Source organism: Methylobacterium sp. NPDC097929, assembly GCF_049543375.1.
Taxonomy (GTDB): domain Bacteria; phylum Pseudomonadota; class Alphaproteobacteria; order Rhizobiales; family Beijerinckiaceae; genus Methylobacterium.
In genome coordinates, this window is record NZ_JBMVEP010000004.1 from 272625 (window position 1) to 288368 (window position 15744).

15 protein-coding genes are annotated in these 15744 nt (G+C 70.3%); 9 read left to right on the forward strand and 6 right to left on the reverse strand.

Features of this window, described 5'->3' with window-relative positions; all coding sequences use genetic code 11:
* Window positions 1-124: 124 nt before the first annotated feature.
* Together ptsP and ACPCJR_RS13790 are read right to left on the reverse strand one after the other, a co-directional pair.
* Window positions 125-2386, reverse strand: coding sequence for a phosphoenolpyruvate--protein phosphotransferase (gene ptsP / locus ACPCJR_RS13785; protein ID WP_391512617.1), 2262 nt, complete (start codon window positions 2384-2386; stop codon window positions 125-127).
* 71 nt (window positions 2387-2457) lie between these two features.
* A complete protein-coding gene (locus ACPCJR_RS13790) occupies window positions 2458-3693 on the reverse strand; it encodes an aspartate kinase (protein WP_391512619.1) in 1236 nt (411 codons plus the stop codon).
* A gap of 177 nt (window positions 3694-3870) precedes the next feature.
* Here ACPCJR_RS13790 and ubiG point away from each other — a divergent pair, with 177 nt between their 5' ends.
* From ubiG to ACPCJR_RS13815, 5 genes are all read left to right on the forward strand, one after another.
* A complete protein-coding gene (ubiG, locus tag ACPCJR_RS13795) occupies window positions 3871-4614 on the forward strand; it encodes a bifunctional 2-polyprenyl-6-hydroxyphenol methylase/3-demethylubiquinol 3-O-methyltransferase UbiG (protein ID WP_391512621.1) in 744 nt (247 codons plus the stop codon).
* A gap of 57 nt (window positions 4615-4671) precedes the next feature.
* On the forward strand, window positions 4672-5244 hold the full coding sequence (locus ACPCJR_RS13800) for a YbhB/YbcL family Raf kinase inhibitor-like protein (protein ID WP_391512623.1): 573 nt from the start codon (window positions 4672-4674) through the stop codon (window positions 5242-5244).
* A gap of 100 nt (window positions 5245-5344) precedes the next feature.
* Window positions 5345-6325 carry an NADPH:quinone oxidoreductase family protein gene (locus ACPCJR_RS13805; RefSeq protein ID WP_391512625.1) on the forward strand — a complete coding sequence of 327 codons (981 nt, stop codon included), beginning with the start codon at window positions 5345-5347 and terminating at the stop codon, window positions 6323-6325.
* A 314-nt stretch (window positions 6326-6639) separates the two neighbouring features.
* Complete coding sequence (locus ACPCJR_RS13810; RefSeq protein WP_391512627.1) at window positions 6640-7650, forward strand: cytochrome-c peroxidase; 1011 nt, start codon at window positions 6640-6642, stop codon at window positions 7648-7650.
* Window positions 7651-7735: 85 nt separating this feature from the next.
* Complete coding sequence (locus tag ACPCJR_RS13815; protein WP_391512629.1) at window positions 7736-9388, forward strand: methyl-accepting chemotaxis protein; 1653 nt, start codon at window positions 7736-7738, stop codon at window positions 9386-9388.
* A gap of 18 nt (window positions 9389-9406) precedes the next feature.
* Here ACPCJR_RS13815 and ruvC read toward each other — a convergent pair whose 3' ends face one another.
* Window positions 9407-9976, reverse strand: a complete 570-nt coding sequence (gene ruvC, locus ACPCJR_RS13820) for a crossover junction endodeoxyribonuclease RuvC (RefSeq protein WP_331288542.1) — start codon at window positions 9974-9976, stop codon at window positions 9407-9409.
* A gap of 152 nt (window positions 9977-10128) precedes the next feature.
* Window positions 10129-10761: a YceI family protein gene (locus tag ACPCJR_RS13825; RefSeq protein ID WP_391512631.1), complete on the reverse strand. Its 633-nt coding sequence runs from the start codon at window positions 10759-10761 to the stop codon at window positions 10129-10131.
* A 102-nt stretch (window positions 10762-10863) separates the two neighbouring features.
* Between ACPCJR_RS13825 and ruvA the strand changes: the two genes are divergently transcribed.
* Window positions 10864-11490 (forward strand): Holliday junction branch migration protein RuvA, encoded by a 627-nt coding sequence (gene ruvA, locus ACPCJR_RS13830; RefSeq protein WP_391512633.1) that lies wholly within the window; start codon window positions 10864-10866, stop codon window positions 11488-11490.
* A gap of 124 nt (window positions 11491-11614) precedes the next feature.
* On the opposite strand, the gene ACPCJR_RS13835 is transcribed toward ruvA, so the two are convergent.
* Window positions 11615-11869 carry a DUF3572 domain-containing protein gene (locus ACPCJR_RS13835; RefSeq protein ID WP_391512635.1) on the reverse strand — a complete coding sequence of 85 codons (255 nt, stop codon included), beginning with the start codon at window positions 11867-11869 and terminating at the stop codon, window positions 11615-11617.
* A gap of 119 nt (window positions 11870-11988) precedes the next feature.
* Between ACPCJR_RS13835 and ACPCJR_RS13840 the strand changes: the two genes are divergently transcribed.
* Window positions 11989-12369, forward strand: coding sequence for a response regulator (locus ACPCJR_RS13840; RefSeq protein WP_391512637.1), 381 nt, complete (start codon window positions 11989-11991; stop codon window positions 12367-12369).
* Between the two features lie 54 nt (window positions 12370-12423).
* The gene (locus ACPCJR_RS13845; RefSeq protein ID WP_391512639.1) at window positions 12424-13797 is read left to right on the forward strand and encodes a PleD family two-component system response regulator; all 1374 of its coding nucleotides are present in this window, start codon (window positions 12424-12426) and stop codon (window positions 13795-13797) included.
* Between the two features lie 21 nt (window positions 13798-13818).
* On the opposite strand, the gene ACPCJR_RS13850 is transcribed toward ACPCJR_RS13845, so the two are convergent.
* Window positions 13819-14313 carry an Rrf2 family transcriptional regulator gene (locus tag ACPCJR_RS13850; RefSeq protein ID WP_391512641.1) on the reverse strand — a complete coding sequence of 165 codons (495 nt, stop codon included), beginning with the start codon at window positions 14311-14313 and terminating at the stop codon, window positions 13819-13821.
* 166 nt (window positions 14314-14479) lie between these two features.
* On the opposite strand from ACPCJR_RS13850, the gene hmpA reads away from it, so the two are divergent.
* Window positions 14480-15721: an NO-inducible flavohemoprotein gene (gene hmpA, locus ACPCJR_RS13855; RefSeq protein ID WP_391512643.1), complete on the forward strand. Its 1242-nt coding sequence runs from the start codon at window positions 14480-14482 to the stop codon at window positions 15719-15721.
* Window positions 15722-15744: the final 23 nt, after the last annotated feature.

Below are 15744 nucleotides of genomic sequence, written 5' to 3' on the forward strand. Positions count from 1 at the left end.
GCCGTCCGTCCGTTCCCGCGTCCCTAGACCATCGTGCCGGATATCGTATCCGGCACGATGGTCTAGCCTCTTGTTTCGCATCGTCTTTTTCCGAAAGCCGGCGGCCACCTTTCGGAACGATGCTCTAGATCGGAACACCCTGCGCCTTGGCATAGGCCGCGAGCGCGGGCCGGACCGAGGCGCCGTCGGTCACCCGGCCCAGTTCGGATGCGATCAGCGCCGCGACCTCGCCGGCATGGGCGGAGAGCACCATCGCCTTGACCGGGCCGATCGAGGCGGGGGACATCGAGAAGTCGCGGAAGCCGAGGCCGATCAGCGCCAGCGCTTCGAGGGGCCGCCCGCCGATCTCGCCGCAAACGGTGGCCGGACACCCTTGCGCGGCGGAGCGCTCGGCGATCAGGCGGAAGGCGCGCATGGCCGCCCCGCAGAGGGGATCGAAGCGGTTGGCGACGCGCCGGTTCTCGCGATCGACCGCGAACAGGAACTGCATCAGGTCGTTGGAACCGACCGAGAGGAAGTCCGCCTCCCGGGCGATCTCGTCGATCTGGAACAGCAGCGAGGGCACCTCGACCATGGCGCCGAGGCGGCAATCGCTCGGCAGGGCGTAGCCGTGGCGGCGTAAGTGCGCCTTCTCGCGCTCGACGATGTCGCGGGCGCGGGTAAATTCCTCGACGGTGGCGACCATCGGGAACATGATCTTGATCGGACGCCCGGACGCGGCCTTCAGCAGCGCGCGCAGCTGCACCCGCAGCAGGGCCGGCCGGTCGAGGCCGATGCGGATCGCCCGCCAGCCGAGCGCCGGGTTCTCCTCCTCGAGCGCGGGCATGTAGGGGAGGATCTTGTCGCCGCCGATGTCGAGGGTGCGGATCGTGACCGGCCGGTCGCCGGTGGCCGAATAGACCGCCTCGTAGAGGGTCTGCTGCTCGGCCGCCGAAGGCATCCGCTCGGCGATCATGAATTGCAGCTCGGTGCGGAACAGGCCGACGCCCTCCGCCCCGGTCTCGTTGAGATGCGTCAGATCGACGAGCAGCCCGGCATTGAGGTGCAGGCCGATCTTCACGCCGTCCCGGGTGACGGCAGGCACGTCGCGCAGGGCCCGGTACTGCTCCTGCCGCCGGGCGCGCAGCCGCACCATCTCGGCATAGGACGCCTCGACCTCCGGGGTCGGCCGGATCTGGACCTCGCCGGAGAGCCCGTCGACGATGATGGCGTCGCCCGAGTCGCACAGGCCCGTGGCGTTGGCGACCTCGCCGACGGCGGGAATGCCGAGCGCCCTGGCGACGATGGCGATGTGGCTCGTCGGGCTGCCCTCCTCCAGCACGACGCCGCGCAGGCGCCCCCGGTCGTAGTCGAGGAGTGCTGCCGGCCCCATGGAGCGGGCGACCAAGATCGCGTTCTCCGGCAGGCCGTCCCCGCCCTGCCCCTCCTGGCCGACGAGGCGGCGCAGCAGGCGGTTGGCGAGATCGTCGAGGTCGTGCAGGCGGTCGCGCAGGTAAGGGTCGCTCTGGCGCAGCATCCGGGCGCGGTTGTCCGACTGCACCCGCTCGACCGCGGCCTCGGCGGTCAGGCCCGACTGCACCGCCTCGCGCATCCGGCGCAGCCAGCCCTTGTCGTGGGCGAACATGCGGACCGTCTCCAGGATCTCCCGGGACTCGCCCGTGCCGATCCCGTCGCCGCGCTCGACCAGCTCGTCGATGGCCGAGCGCACGTCCTCGATCGCCGATTCCAGGCGCTCCATCTCGCGCTCGACGTTCTCGGCGATCAGCGTCTTCACGACGATGCGCGGCTCGTGGAGCACGACGTGGCCCAGCCCGATCCCGTCGGCGAGCGCCACGCCGCGCTGGCTCACCGGGCGGCGCGCGGCGGTGCCGGCGCCCGGCGCCAGGGCCTGCAGCTCGCCCGAGGCGATCATTTCGGCGAGCACCATCGCGGTGGTCTGGAGCGCCTCGATCTCCTCCTCGGAATAGACGCGGTAGGTCTTGTTCTGGACCACCAGCACGCCGAGCGTATTCCCGGCCCGCAGCAGCGGCACGCCGAGGAAGGCGTGGTAGATCTCCTCGCCCGTCTCCGGCCGATACGAGAACGAGGGGTGCGACTGTGCGTCGGAGAGCGCCAGCGGCTCGGCGGTCTTGGCGATCAGGCCGACGAGGCCCTCGTCGGCGCGCATGCGGGTAATGTGGACCGCGTCGCGGTTCAGACCCTCGGTTGCAAACAGTTCGAGGGTGTTGTCGTCGCGCACCACGTAGACCGAGCACACCTCGGCGATCACGTTCGCCGCGATGAGGACGACGATCCGGTCGAGGCGCTGCTGCGGACTGACCGGCTCCGCCATGGCTTCGCGGAGCCGGCGCAGCAGCAGGCGCGGGCCTCCGGGCGCAGCGGGCATCGTCTCGTCAATCCGGGTCGGCCGGCGCAACCTGGGCTTGTGAGCCTTGAGGCCGACGCCGACGGGAACGGTCAGGCCTGGTCGAGGCCGTATAGCGAGTGGAGCGTGCGGACGGCAAGCTCCGTGTAGGCAGCGTCGATGAGCACCGAGAACTTGATCTCGGAGGTGGTGATGGCGCGGATGTTGATACCCTTTTGCGCCAGCGCCCGGAAGGCTTTGGCTGCAACGCCCGCATGCGAACGCATGCCGACGCCGATGGCCGAAACCTTGACCACGTCGGTGGCGCCCTCGATCTGGCCGAACTGGATCGTGTCGCGCTGCGCGTCGAGGATGGCATGGGAGCGCTCGTACTCGGCGGCCGGCACGGTGAAGGTCATGTCGGTGGTGGACTGATCGCCGGACACGGTCTGGATGATCATGTCGACATTGATGTTGGCATCCGCCAGCGGGCCGAAGATCGCCGCGGCGATGCCGGGGCTGTCCTTCACGGCGCGCAGCGTGATCTGCGCCTCGTCCTTCGAGAAGGCGATGCCGGTGATGATCTGCTGTTCCACGATTTGGTCCTCGTCGCAGATGAGGGTGCCCGGCCGCGCGGCATCGGGGGGATCGAAGGAGGAGCGCACCGTGGTCGGCACCCGGTGCACCATGGCGAGCTCGACGGAGCGCACCTGGAGCACCTTGGCGCCCAGAGACGCCATCTCCAGCATCTCCTCGAAGGTCACGCGCTCCATGCGCTGAGCCTTGGGCACCACGCGCGGATCGGTGGTGTAGACCCCGTCCACGTCGGTGTAGATGTCGCAGCGCTCCGCGCCGATGGCGGCGGCGATAGCGACCGCGGACGTGTCCGAGCCGCCGCGTCCCAGCGTCGCGATCCGGCCGGTCTCGGGGTTCACGCCCTGGAAGCCGGCGATGACGGCGACCTCGCCGCGGGCGAAGCCGGCGTCGAGGTTCTTGGGGTCGATGCCCTCGATCCGGGCCGAGCCGTGGGCGGACGAGGTGTGGATCGGGATCTGCCAGCCCTGCCAGGAGCGGGCCTTGATGCCGTCCTTGTTGAGGGCGATCGCGAGCAGGCCGGAGGTGACCTGCTCGCCCGAGGCCACGACCGTATCGTACTCCGCCGCGTCGTAGAGCGGGTCGGCGTCCTTGACCCAGCCGACGAGTTCGTTGGTCTTGCCCGACATCGCCGAGACCACGACCGCGACCTCGTAGCCGGCCGCGACCTCGCGGGCGACGTGGCGCGCCACGTTGCGGATGCGGTCGACATTGGCGACGGAGGTTCCGCCGAATTTCATCACCAAACGGGGCATGTCGCGTCCGGTCTGCTCTTTCGTCTCCACGGCGCCGGCCTCGCGGCCGGCAGGAACTCGCCGACAGGGAAAAGAACGCGGCGCGGCTGTACCGGGAATGCGCCCGGCGGGTACAAGGGCCCCCCGGCCGTGTCAATCGGACGGACGGCAGGTTGAAACGATGCGAAAGTGAGCCGGATGACGAGCGCCTCGATCGACCGGGACGAAGTGGCGCGCTTCGACGCGCTGGCCGCGCGCTGGTGGGACGAGCGTGGGCCGATGGCGGTCCTGCACAAGTTCAACCCCGTGCGGGTCGGCTACATCCGCGACGAGGCCTGCCGGATCTTCGCGCGCGATCCCTCCGCCCCCTTCCCGCTCGAAGGCTTGAGCGTCATCGATATCGGCTGCGGCGGCGGCGTGCTGTCCGAGCCGCTGGCCCGGCTCGGCGCCCGCGTGACGGGACTCGATCCGGCGCCCGGCAACGTCCTGGCCGCCCGCGCCCACGCGGAAGGCGAAGGCCTGACCATCGACTACCGCGACGAGACCATTGAGGCGGTGGCGGCCCGGGGCGAGCGTTACGACATCGTGCTCGCCATGGAGGTGGTGGAGCACGTGGCCGACCGCGCCGGTTTTCTGCGCGCGGCCTGCGAGACGGTGAAGCCCGGCGGCCTGCTGTTTGCCGCCACCCTCAACCGGACGATGCGCTCCTTCGCGCTCGCCATCGTCGGGGCCGAGTACGTCCTGCGCTGGCTGCCCCGGGGCACCCACGACTGGGAGAAGTTCGTGACGCCGAGGGAGCTCGCCGCCGACATCGCCGCGGGCGGGCTCGGCGTCACCGACACGACGGGGGTGGTCTACAACCCCCTCACCGATTCCTGGCGGGCGAGCCGCGACACGGGCGTGAACTACATGGTGGCGGCCCATCGCCCGCCCGACGCCTGAACGAAGCGGCCGCAGGGTCGTTGACGGGTCTCCCGGCGAGAACGGAGACCCTGGACCATGCTCGAAAAGCTGCCCCGTGCCGTGGGCGAGGCCCTCTCCGGCGTGAGGGCCGGCCTCGAGACGACCGCCTTCCACACGCTCGCGGCGCAGGCTCCCGCGACCCTGCGCGTGACGAGCGAGGCTTTCGCCAACGATGCGCCGATCCCCGCCCGCTACACCGCGGACGGCGAGGGCCTGTCGCCGCCGCTCGCGGTGGCGGGCGTGCCGGAGGCGGCAGCGGCGCTGGTGCTGTTCGTGGAAGACCCGGACGCGCCCTCCCCTCACCCGCTCGTCCACCTCATCGCCTGGAACCTGCCGCCGCGGAACCGGACCTTTCCCGAGGGCGAGTTCGCCAGCCCCGCGGGCGTGGGCGCCCGGCACGATCTCGGCCGCAACTCCTTCCTGAAGGAGGGCTGGCTCCCGCCCGATCCGCCGACCGGCCACGGCCCGCACCGCTACCTGTTCCAGGCCTTCGCCCTGGCCCGCTCAGCGGACCTGCCCGCCTCGCCGGGCCGGAGCGCGCTGCTCGACGCGCTTCAAGGCAACGTCCTCGCCAAAGGCCTGCTGACGGGCCGCTACGAGCGGCGGTGAGCGTCTTGCGCTCGCCCGAGCCGAAGGGGCATGAGCGTCGGGCGATCCCTCGGCGCGGGGATGCGCGGCTCGGCGGGCGGTGTCACGGAGGCGGCGGAGAATGAAGGCCCTGGTGTGCAGCCGGCTCGGCGGGCCGGAGGATCTCGCGGTTCAGGACTGGCCCGATCCCGTGGCCGGGCCCGGCGAGGCGCTGGTGCGGGTGCGGGTGGCCGCGCTGAACTTCTTCGACACGCTCATCATCGCCGGCCGCTATCAGGTGAAGCCGGACCTGCCGTTCTCGCCCGGCGGCGAAGCCTGCGGCGTGGTCGAGGCGCTGGGGCCGGACACCGAGGGTTTTGCCGTCGGCGACCGGGTCATGATCCATCTGAGCCACGGCACCGCCCGCGCGCGCATCGCGGTGCCGGTCAGGCGGCTCGCGCGGGTGCCCGACGCCGTGTCGGACGAGACCGCCGCCGGGCTGTCGATCACCTACGGCACCACGCTGCACGCGCTGCACGACCGCGCCCGGATCAAGCCGGGCGAGACCCTGGTCGTGCTCGGCGCTTCGGGCGGCGTGGGGCTGGCCGCGGTCGAACTCGGAAAGCTGCTCGGCGCCCGGGTCATCGCCTGCGCCTCCTCGCCGGCCAAGCTCGAGACCGCCCGCGCCCACGGCGCCGACGAACTGATCGACTACCAAGCCGACAACCTGCGCGAGGAATTGCGGCGGCTCACCGGCACCCACGGCGTCGACGTGGTCTACGACGCCGTGGGCGGCGATCTCGCCGAGCCCGCCATGCGCGCGCTCGGCTGGAAGGGCCGCTACCTCGTGATCGGCTTCGCCGCGGGCGAGATCCCGAAATTCCCCCTCAACGTGATCATGCTCAAGGGCATCGACGTGCAGGGCGTCCACTGGGGCGCCTTCGTCGAGCGCGAGCCGGAGGCGCACGGGGCCAACCAAGCCCGACTGCTCGCCTGGGCGGCGGAGGGCCGGCTCACCGTGAAGGTGCACGGCGTCTATCCGCTGGACGCCTACGAGGAAGCGCTCGGCGTGCTGGTCCGCCGCGAGGCCGTGGGCAAGGTGCTCCTTCGGATCGAGGCCTGATCGCCGCCTGCGATGTCGCGCCGGTCGGCCTCCGAATCCGCCCCGCCCCCGTGCCGGCGCGCGCCGCATTCGAGGGCTTCGAGATGTCTTGGTTCGCCGCGGCGAGGCATCTGGCGAACCGATCCCGTGCGCCGTTGCTTGCCGGACGGGCTCGGACCGTGAACCGCATCGCTTCCGCGCGTCGCGACTGCACCGGCTCGGCGAGATCCGTCGGGGAACACGTTGGCGCGGATCGAAACAATCATTTTTAATAATCGGCCGTCCATAAGCGTCGGCAAGCCGCAACGGCCGGATCGCTTTTTCAGGCAACGCTCATGCTCCCGAGGTTCGGGCTCATCGTCACGATGCTCGCTGCCGCCTGCCTCTCGCCGGCCGGGGCCGGAGCGCAGAGCCTCGACAGCCTGAAGGCCGGCTACAAGCGGCCGACGCACATCCCCTTCCCCGAGGAGGCGCCCTACTCGCCGCGGATGGCCACGTTGGGCAAGATGCTGTTCTTCGATCCGCGCCTGAGCGGCAAGCAGAACCTCAGCTGTGCCAGTTGCCACAACCCGTCCTTCGGCTTCGAAGTGCCGGTGCCGGGCGCGATCGGCGCCACCAACAAGCCCCTGGCACGCAAGGCGCCGACGGTGCTCAACGCGGCCTGGATCCCGGTGCTGTTCTGGGACGGCCGCGCGCCCACCCTCGAAATGCAGGCGCAGGGACCGATCACCGCCGACGCCGAAATGGACGGCAAGTTCCCGGAGATCATCGCCCGCCTCAAGCGCGTTCCCGAGTACCGGGGCGCGTTCGAGAGCCTGTTTCCCGGCAAGGGCGTGACGCAGGATTCCATCCTGACGGCGATCGCCACCTACGAGCGGACCGTGGTTTCCGGCTGGGCGCCCTTCGACCGCTGGGTCGAAGGCGACGAGGCCGCCATCTCCGAGGAGGCCAAGCGCGGCTTCGCGCTGTTCACCGGCAAGGCCGCCTGCTCCGGCTGCCATACGGGCTGGAACTTCACTGACAACAAGTTCCACGATCTCGGGATCGAGACCAAGGATATCGGCCGCGCGGCCTTCGATCCCAACGATCGCTACGCGAAGTTCGCCTTCAAGACCCCGGGCCTGCGGAACCTGAACTACCGCGCGCCCTTCGGGCATGCGGGCCAGTTCGCCGACCTCGATGCGATCATGGCGCATTACGAGACCGGCGGCGTGCCGCGTCCCTCCCGATCGCCGCTGATGAAGCCGGTCGGCCTCACGGGCGACGAGCGGGCGGAGATCATCGCATTCCTGCGCTCGCTGACCGCCGACCAGACCGAGACGGCCCTGCCGAACCTGCCGAACTGACCGGCCAGCGACCGCTCTCCGGTTCCCGAGGGGCCGACCCGCCCCGCGCCGCCCCATCTCCAGACGAACGGCCAGAGATCCCGCGATGTCGATTCGCCACAAGATCCTGCTGCCCCTGCTCGGCTTCATGCTGCTCGGCGGCCTGCTGTCCGCGATGACGGGCCTGACCAGCCTCTCGGCCTTCGGAAAGCTCTCGGTCCTGGCCGACCGCGCCATCGAGGCGAGCGAGGCCAGCCGCGCCGCCCGCGACCGCTTCCGCCGGGCCGAAGCCCTCGTGGCGCGGGTCACGGCCATGACCGATCTCGTCGATACCGCCCGGATCGGCGCCGAGTTCACCGCCAATGCCGACGCCCTCGAAGCCATGCTCGTGCGGCTGAAGGATTCGGCGCTGTCGGAGCGGATGCTGGCGCTGTCCCGCACCGCCGAGGCCGAGGCGCGGCAATGGCGGACCGGCGCGGAGATCCTGCTCGGGCTGCGTCCGGCCCGGGAGATTCCGACCGCGACCCTGATGACGCGCCACGGGACGCAGATCGGCCGCGACCTCGACGAGGCCGTCGCCCTGGCCGGCCAGGAGGCGCAGGCGCAGATCGGCACGACCGGCGCCGACTTGTCCTCGACCATCTGGCTGATGCTGGCCCTCTCCGCCGCGACCGTGGTGGCCGGCACCGGCGCGGCGTGGTGGCTGGCGGGTTCGCTGTCAAAGCCGCTGGTGGGCCTGGCCCGCGATACGAGCCGGCTGGCGGCGGGCGATCTCGACGTGGCGCTGCCGGCAACCACCCGCCGGGACGAGATCGGGGCGATGATCGCCGCCGTGGCCGTGTTCAAGGAGAACCTCATCCGCAGCCGGACGCTGGAGGCCGAGACTGCCGAGGCCGGCGCGGCAGCCGAGCGCCGGGCCCTGGTGCGCAGCCTCGCCGACGGATTCGAGGCCTCGGTCGGCCGCATCGTCGCCACCGTCGGCCAGTCGGCGACACAGCTGCGGGACACCGCCCGGACGATGAGCCTGACGGCCCAGCACGCCGCCGAACGCTCCGCCCGGATGAGCCGGGCGGCGGGCGATGCCGCGGCCCATGTCGAGGCGGTGGCCTCGGCCTCCGAGGAGCTGGGCGGCTCGGTCTCCGAGATCGGACGCCGGGTTCAGGGATCGGCCAGCCTCGCGCGGATGGCGGTGACGGAGGCCGACCGGACATCGGGCGTGGTGCGGGAACTCAGCGCCGCGGCAGCGCAGATCGGCGAGATGGTGGCCCTGATCTCCAGCATCGCCAGCCAGACCAACCTGCTGGCCTTGAACGCGACGATCGAGGCGGCGCGGGCCGGCGCGGCCGGGCGGGGCTTTGCCGTCGTCGCCTCCGAGGTGAAGGCCCTGGCCACGCAGACGACGCGGGTGACCGACGAGATCGCGGGGCAGATCGCCCGCATCCAGGGGGCGACGGGTCAGGCCGTCACCGCGATCGACGGCATCACGGCGCGGATCGACGAGATCGATGCGGTTACCGCCACCATCTCGGGCGCGGTGGGCGAGCAGGGCGCGGCCACGAACGAGATCGTGCTCCGGGTCGGTCGCACCGCCGAGGGCACCCGGGCCGTGACCGGCCACGTCGCCGAGGTGGCCCAGGCGGCCGAGCAGACGGGCTTTGCCGCCGAGCACGTGCTGCAGGCGGCCTCGGAGCTGTCGAGCCAGGCCGAGCAGATGCGGCAGGAGGTGGCCCGCTTCCTCGTCGATGTCAGGGCCGCCTGAGACCGGCCGAGGAGATCTCTACCGGTCGAGCCGCGCCAGCGCCGCCGCGATCCGGGCGGCGCCCGGACCGGTGCCCGCGGGAACGGCGTGGCGGCGATCGAGAGCGATGGCGCCGCGGTGGCTCGCATGGGTGATGGCGATGGCCAGCGCATCCGCCGCGTCGGCGACCTTGAACTCCGCCTTGGGCAGCAGGAAGCGCACCATCGCCTGGATCTGCACCTTCTCCGCGTGGCCGGAGCCGGCCACGGTCTTCTTGATGAGGTTGGCGGCGTATTCCGCCACGGGCAGGCCGGCCAGAGCCGGCACCAGCAGCGCCACGGCGCGGGCATGGCCGAGCTTGAGCGTCGCCTGCGCGTCCTTGTTGACGAAGGTCTCTTCCACGGCAACCTCGTCGGGCGCGTGGGTCGCGACCACGCGGGTCAGCCCCTCGTGCAGTTCGCGCAGGCGCAGGGCCAGCGGCAGGTCGCCGTCGGAGGTGACGACGCCGCAGGCGAGGTAGGACAGCTTGGTGCCCTGGGCCGTGATCAGCCCCCAGCCGGTGCGGCGCAGGCCCGGATCGATGCCGAGGATGCGCACCTCGCTCGTCATGGCCTCGCGCCTCCCTGTCACTGCCGGAACCGGCTGGTTACGGCACGTACCGTGAACGGAGCGTTGCCGGAACCCCGCCGTCACCGGACGGCCACCTGCGTGGCGGCGGGGACTCTATCACGCAGACGTGATGGGAGACGAGGCTTGCCCCGTCACTGCAGCTTGAACTCGCCCTCCAGCCTCAGGGCCACCTCGTCGCCGAGCAGGGGCAGGAAGGCGTTCACCCCGAAATCGGAGCGCTTGATCACCGTCCAGCCGTCGAAGCCGACGGAGTAGATCTTGTCGACCGGATTGACCCCGGCCTGATTGAAGGTGGCGTCGAAGGAGACGGGCTTGGACACGCCGCGCAGGGTGAGCGTGCCGTTGACGCGCGCGGTGGTCGGTCCCGTCGGCTCGACCGACTGGCTCACGAAGGTCGCCTCGGGAAACTTCTCCACGTCGAGGAAGTCCGGCGTCTTGAGATGGGCGTTGAGCTTCTCGTTCAGCCCGTTGGCGCTGCCGGTGCCGATCTTCACGGACAGGCTGCTCTTGCCCGGCGCCGCCGGATCGAGGGCGAGTTCGCCCGACACTTCCGTGAACTGGCCGTAATAGGTCGAGAAGCCGAGATGGCTGATCGACCATGTGATCTTGCCGTGCGCGGTGTCGAGCCGGTAGCGGCCCGCCTTCACCTGCTTCGGGTCCTTGGTGAGGGCGGGGCCGGCCTCCTGCGCCGCGGCCCGTTCGGGCACGGCTCCGCCGGCACCGGCCAGCAGCAGGAGGGCGGCGAGGGCGAACATGCGCTTCATGCGGTCACCTTGTCGGTTGGGCCGGCCTGACGGATATGGCGTTCGGGCGGGCGCGGCAACGGACCCGTGAGGAACGACGCCCTCATAGGATCGGCAGGCGCGATGATCGGCAAGCTCAAGGGGCTGGTGGATTCCTACGGAGAGGATTTCGTGATCCTCGACGTCAACGGCGTCGGCTACGTCGTGCACTGCTCGGCCCGCACGCTGCAGCGCCTGCCCAAGCCCGGCGAGGCCGCGGATCTGGCCATCGAGACCCATGTCCGCGAGGACATGATCCGCCTCTACGGCTTCCGCTCGGATGCGGAGCGGGAATGGTTCCGCCTGCTCCAGACGGTGCAGGGCGTCGGCACCCGCGTGGCGCTCGGCGTTCTCTCGGTGTTGGAGCCGGCGCAGCTCGCCACCGCCATCGCCACCGGCGACAAGGGCTCGGTCGCCCGCGCCCCCGGCGTGGGCCCGCGACTCGCCGCCCGCCTCGTCGCGGAACTCAAGGACAAGGCCCCCGCCTTCGCGCCGGTGGATCCGGCCCTGGTGGCGCTGACCGGCGCCGTCGAGGACAGAACGGCGCCGCAGCCGGTCGCGGACGCGATCTCGGCATTGGTCAATCTCGGTTATCCCCAGGTCCAGGCCTCCGCCGCCATCGCCGCCGCGCTCAAGGGCGCGGGCGACGAGGCCGGTACCCTCGAGGCCAAGACGCTGATCCGTCTCGGCCTTCGGGAACTCGCCCGCTAGAGCATCGTCCCGAAAGGTGGCCGCCGGCTTTCGGAAAAAGACGATGCGAAACAGGAGGCTAGAACATTGTGCCGGATGCGATATCCGGCACGATGGTCTAGCGCCGCCGGCGAGGGAGCGCGCATCACCCGCCCTCGTCGAAGGGCGGCGGCTGGAGCTTGTGCCAAGCGGAGGCGATCCGCTCCGGCTTGACCCCGATCGCCTCGGCGCAGGCGAGCAGCGACGGTTCGTCGCTCATCACATGGTCGAGAACCGCTCCGAGAAAGCCGGGATCGCGGACGCTCTCGCGCAGCGTCCCGGGCTCCAGGCCGCTCGCGGCCACGAATCGGAACAGCCGATCCTCGTCGGCGACGAGCCATCCCAGCACGTCGGTCGCCAAGCCCTCGGCTCCCGCATCTCTATGATCAAGTTTGCGTTTCATCAACGAGTGGCAGTTTAAGAGAGGATGAGGGCCGGGCCACGGGGTGGAACGCCATCGCGACCGCGCCGGAGCAGGTCATGAAGAAAACCGTTCTTATCGTTGAAGACAACGAGCTGAACATGAAGCTCTTCAACGATCTGCTGGAGGCGCATGGCTACGCGACCCTCAAGACCGCCAACGGCATCGAGGCGATCGAGCTCGCCCGCGCCCATCATCCCAACCTGATCCTCATGGACATCCAGCTGCCCGAGGTGTCGGGGCTGGAGGTCACGAAATGGCTCAAGGACGACGACGACCTTCGTAACATTCCCGTGATCGCCATCACCGCCTTTGCAATGAAGGGCGACGAGGAACGCATTCGTGAAGGCGGCTGCGAGGCCTATTTGTCCAAACCGATCTCGGTTGCCAAGTTTTTGGCAACGGTCCGCAAGTACATTGGGGATGAGGGCGCCGCCTGAGGCCTCTCCGGCCTGAGCGCCGGGGCGGTCGTTCGGCCGCGCATCGGAGGAACGATGTCGGCTCGCGTCCTGATCGTCGATGATCTCTACCCCAACGTCCGGCTGCTCGAGACGAAGCTCTCGCTCGAGTATTTCGACGTCGTGGTGGCGATGAACGGCCCCGACGCCCTGGCGATTTGCGAGCGGGGCGCCTGCGACGTCGTTTTGCTCGACGTGATGATGCCCGGCATGGACGGCTTCGAGGTCTGCCGCCGGCTCAAGTCCAACCCTGTCACCGCCCACTTGCCCGTCGTGATCGTCACCGCTCTGGATCAGCCCGCCGACCGGCTGCGCGGTCTCGACGCGGGTGCCGACGACTTCCTCACCAAGCCTATCGACGACACCGCGCTGATGACGCGGGTGCGCAGCCTCGTGCGGCTCAAGGCCGTGTCCGACGAGTTGCGCTCGCGCGTGCTCGCGACCCGTGACATCGGCGGTCCCGATCCCTTGGCGCTCGCCACGTCCGATACCGGGGAAGGCGCCCGCATCCTCCTCGTGGAGGATCGGCCGGGTGCGATCGACCGCATCGCGACGGCGCTCGGGGAGCGCCACCACGTCACCGTGGAGAGCGACCCGCACCGCGCCCTGGTCATGGCGCCCGAGGGCGGCTTCGAGCTGGCCCTGGTGAGCCTGGACCTGGAGGGCTTCGACGGCCTGCGCCTGTGCAGCCAGCTCCGCTCCCTCGAACGGACGCGCAGCCTGTCGCTGATCATGATCGGCGAGATGCACGAGAGGGCCCGCGTGACCCGCGGACTCGAATTCGGCGTCAACGATTACCTGCTGCGCCCGATCGACCGCAACGAGCTGATCGCCCGGGTGCGCACGCAGGTGCGCCGCCGCCGCTTCTGCGAGACCCTGCGCGGGGTGCTGCAGGCCTCCATGGAGATGGCGATTACCGACGACCTGACGGGATTGCACAACCGGCGCTATCTCGACCGGCAGATCGGCACCGCCTTCGGCGAGGCGACGCACCACCAGAAGGGCTTGGCCTGCCTGTTGCTGGACATCGACCGCTTCAAGTCGATCAACGACACCTACGGCCACGAGGCCGGCGACGAGGTGCTGCGGGCGTTCGCCGAGCGCATCCGCCAGCAGGTGCGGCCGGTCGACATCCTGGCCCGCTACGGCGGCGAGGAGATCGTGATCGTGGTGCCCGGCGCGGACCTGCCCGAGGCGCGCGCCATCGCCGAGCGCATCCGCGAGCGGATCGAGGTGACGCCCTTCGGCATCATGGCCGGAGCCCTGGACATCTCCGTCACGGTCTCGGTCGGCGTCTCGGTGCGGCGCCCGACCGATACCAGCCCGGCCGACGTCATCAAGCGCGCCGACGCCGCGCTCTACCGGGCCAAGTCCTTCGGCCGGAACCGCGTCGAGGCGACGGCGGCCTAAGCGGCCGGTCGGCAGGGACCGTCAGACGGGCTCGCGATCCCCGCTTGCGACGCGGCTCGCCGCCGAGCTTGCCGCGGCCGGTCCGGACAGGCCCAGCAATCGCGCGATCTCGTCGCCCTCGCTCCCGTGGAGCAGGTCGGCCAGGGTGTAACCGTCGAGGACGGCGAGAAACGCCGCCAGCGCCTCGCCCAGGGCGCGTCGGAGGCGGCAGGGCGCCGTGATCGCGCAGGCCCCGCCCGAGAAGCACTCGACCAGGGCGAGGTCGTCCTCCGTCTGGCGCACCACGGCCCCGACCACGATTTCCGCCGGCGCCTGGGCGAGTCGCAAGCCGCCGCCCCGGCCCCGGATCGTCTGGATCAGCCCGAGGCGGCCGAGCTGGTGGACCACCTTCGTCAGGTGGCTTTCCGAAATCCCGTAGGCGCGCGCGATCTCGCCGATCGAACTCTGCCGAGGCTCGTGCAGGCCGACATAGATCAAGGTTCGTAGGGCGTAGTCCGTATAGCGGGTCAGGCGCATGATGGCTCCGAGCGGCCCTCAGGGCCATGGGATGCTGAGACCGGGCGCGTCGGAGCGCGGCGCGGAGGGATACCCAATCTGTCTATGGTTATAAGATACATTCTGCTTGCACCTTTTTCGAGGTCGCCATAAAAGGTTCATGTCAAATGAATCTTTGGAACGATCCATGCCCAGGCCGCTGTCACCCCAGACCATCGCCCTCATCAAAGCGACCGTGCCGGCCCTCGAAGCCCACGGCCTGACCATCACGCGGCGCATGTACGAGCGCCTGTTCGAGAACGCGGACATTCGGGATCTCTTCAACCAATCCCATCACGGCGAGACCGGCTCGCAGCCCAAGGCGCTGGCGCAGGCCGTCCTCGCCTATGCCCGCAACATCGACAATCTCGGCGTGCTGGCCGGCGCCGTCGAGCGCATCGCCCAGAAGCACGTCGCGCTCAACATCCTGCCCGAGCACTACCCTCACGTCGCGGACGCCCTGCTCGGCGCGATCGGCGACGTCCTGGGCGAGGCGGCGACGCCGGAGATCGCCGGGGCATGGGGCGAAGCCTACTGGTTCCTGGCGGAGCTGCTGATCGGCCGGGAGGCGGCGATCTACCGCGACCTCGCCGCCCGGCCCGGCGGCTGGAACGGCTGGCGCGACTTCGTCGTGGAGAGCGTCACCCCGGAGAGCGAGACGATCCGTTCCTTCGTGCTGGTCCCCGCCGATGGCGGGCCCGTGGTCCGTCACGAGCCCGGACAGTATCTCGGCTTCCTGTTCGAGTTGCCGGAGCACGGCGTGCTCAAGCGCAACTACTCGATCTCCTGCGCGCCGAACGACCGCGCCTACCGCATCACCGTCAAGCGCGAGACCGCGCCGGGATTGCCGGCGGGCATCGTCTCGAACTGGCTGCACGCCTCCGTCCGTCCCGGCAGCGCGCTGAAGGTCACCGCACCCGCCGGGGACTTCTTCCTCGACCGGCAGAGCGAGGCGCCGGTGGTGCTCGTCAGCGGCGGCGTGGGTCTCACGCCGATGGCGAGCATGCTCGAGACCCTCGCCGAGACCGGGCCGGAGCGGCCGACCTGGTTCGTCCACGGTGCCCTGAACGGGCGGGTCCACGCCATGCGCGACCATGTCCGCAAGCTCGTGGCGAGCCGGGAGAACCTGCGCGCACACGTCTTCTACGCGGAGCCGGAGGCAGGCGATCGCCCGGGCGAGCATTACGATGCCTCCGGGCTGATCACGGCGGAGTGGCTCGTCGCCCACACGCCGCGGGAGAGCGCCACCTACTATCTGTGCGGCCCCAAGCCGTTCCTCGCCGCCCTGGCCAACGGCCTCGTCGGGGCCGGCATTCCGCCCGAGCGGGTGCGCTACGAGTTCTTCGGCCCCGCCGACGACCTCTTGGAGGCACCCCGGCAGGCCGCCTGATCCGAATGCCGACGCCGGCTCCC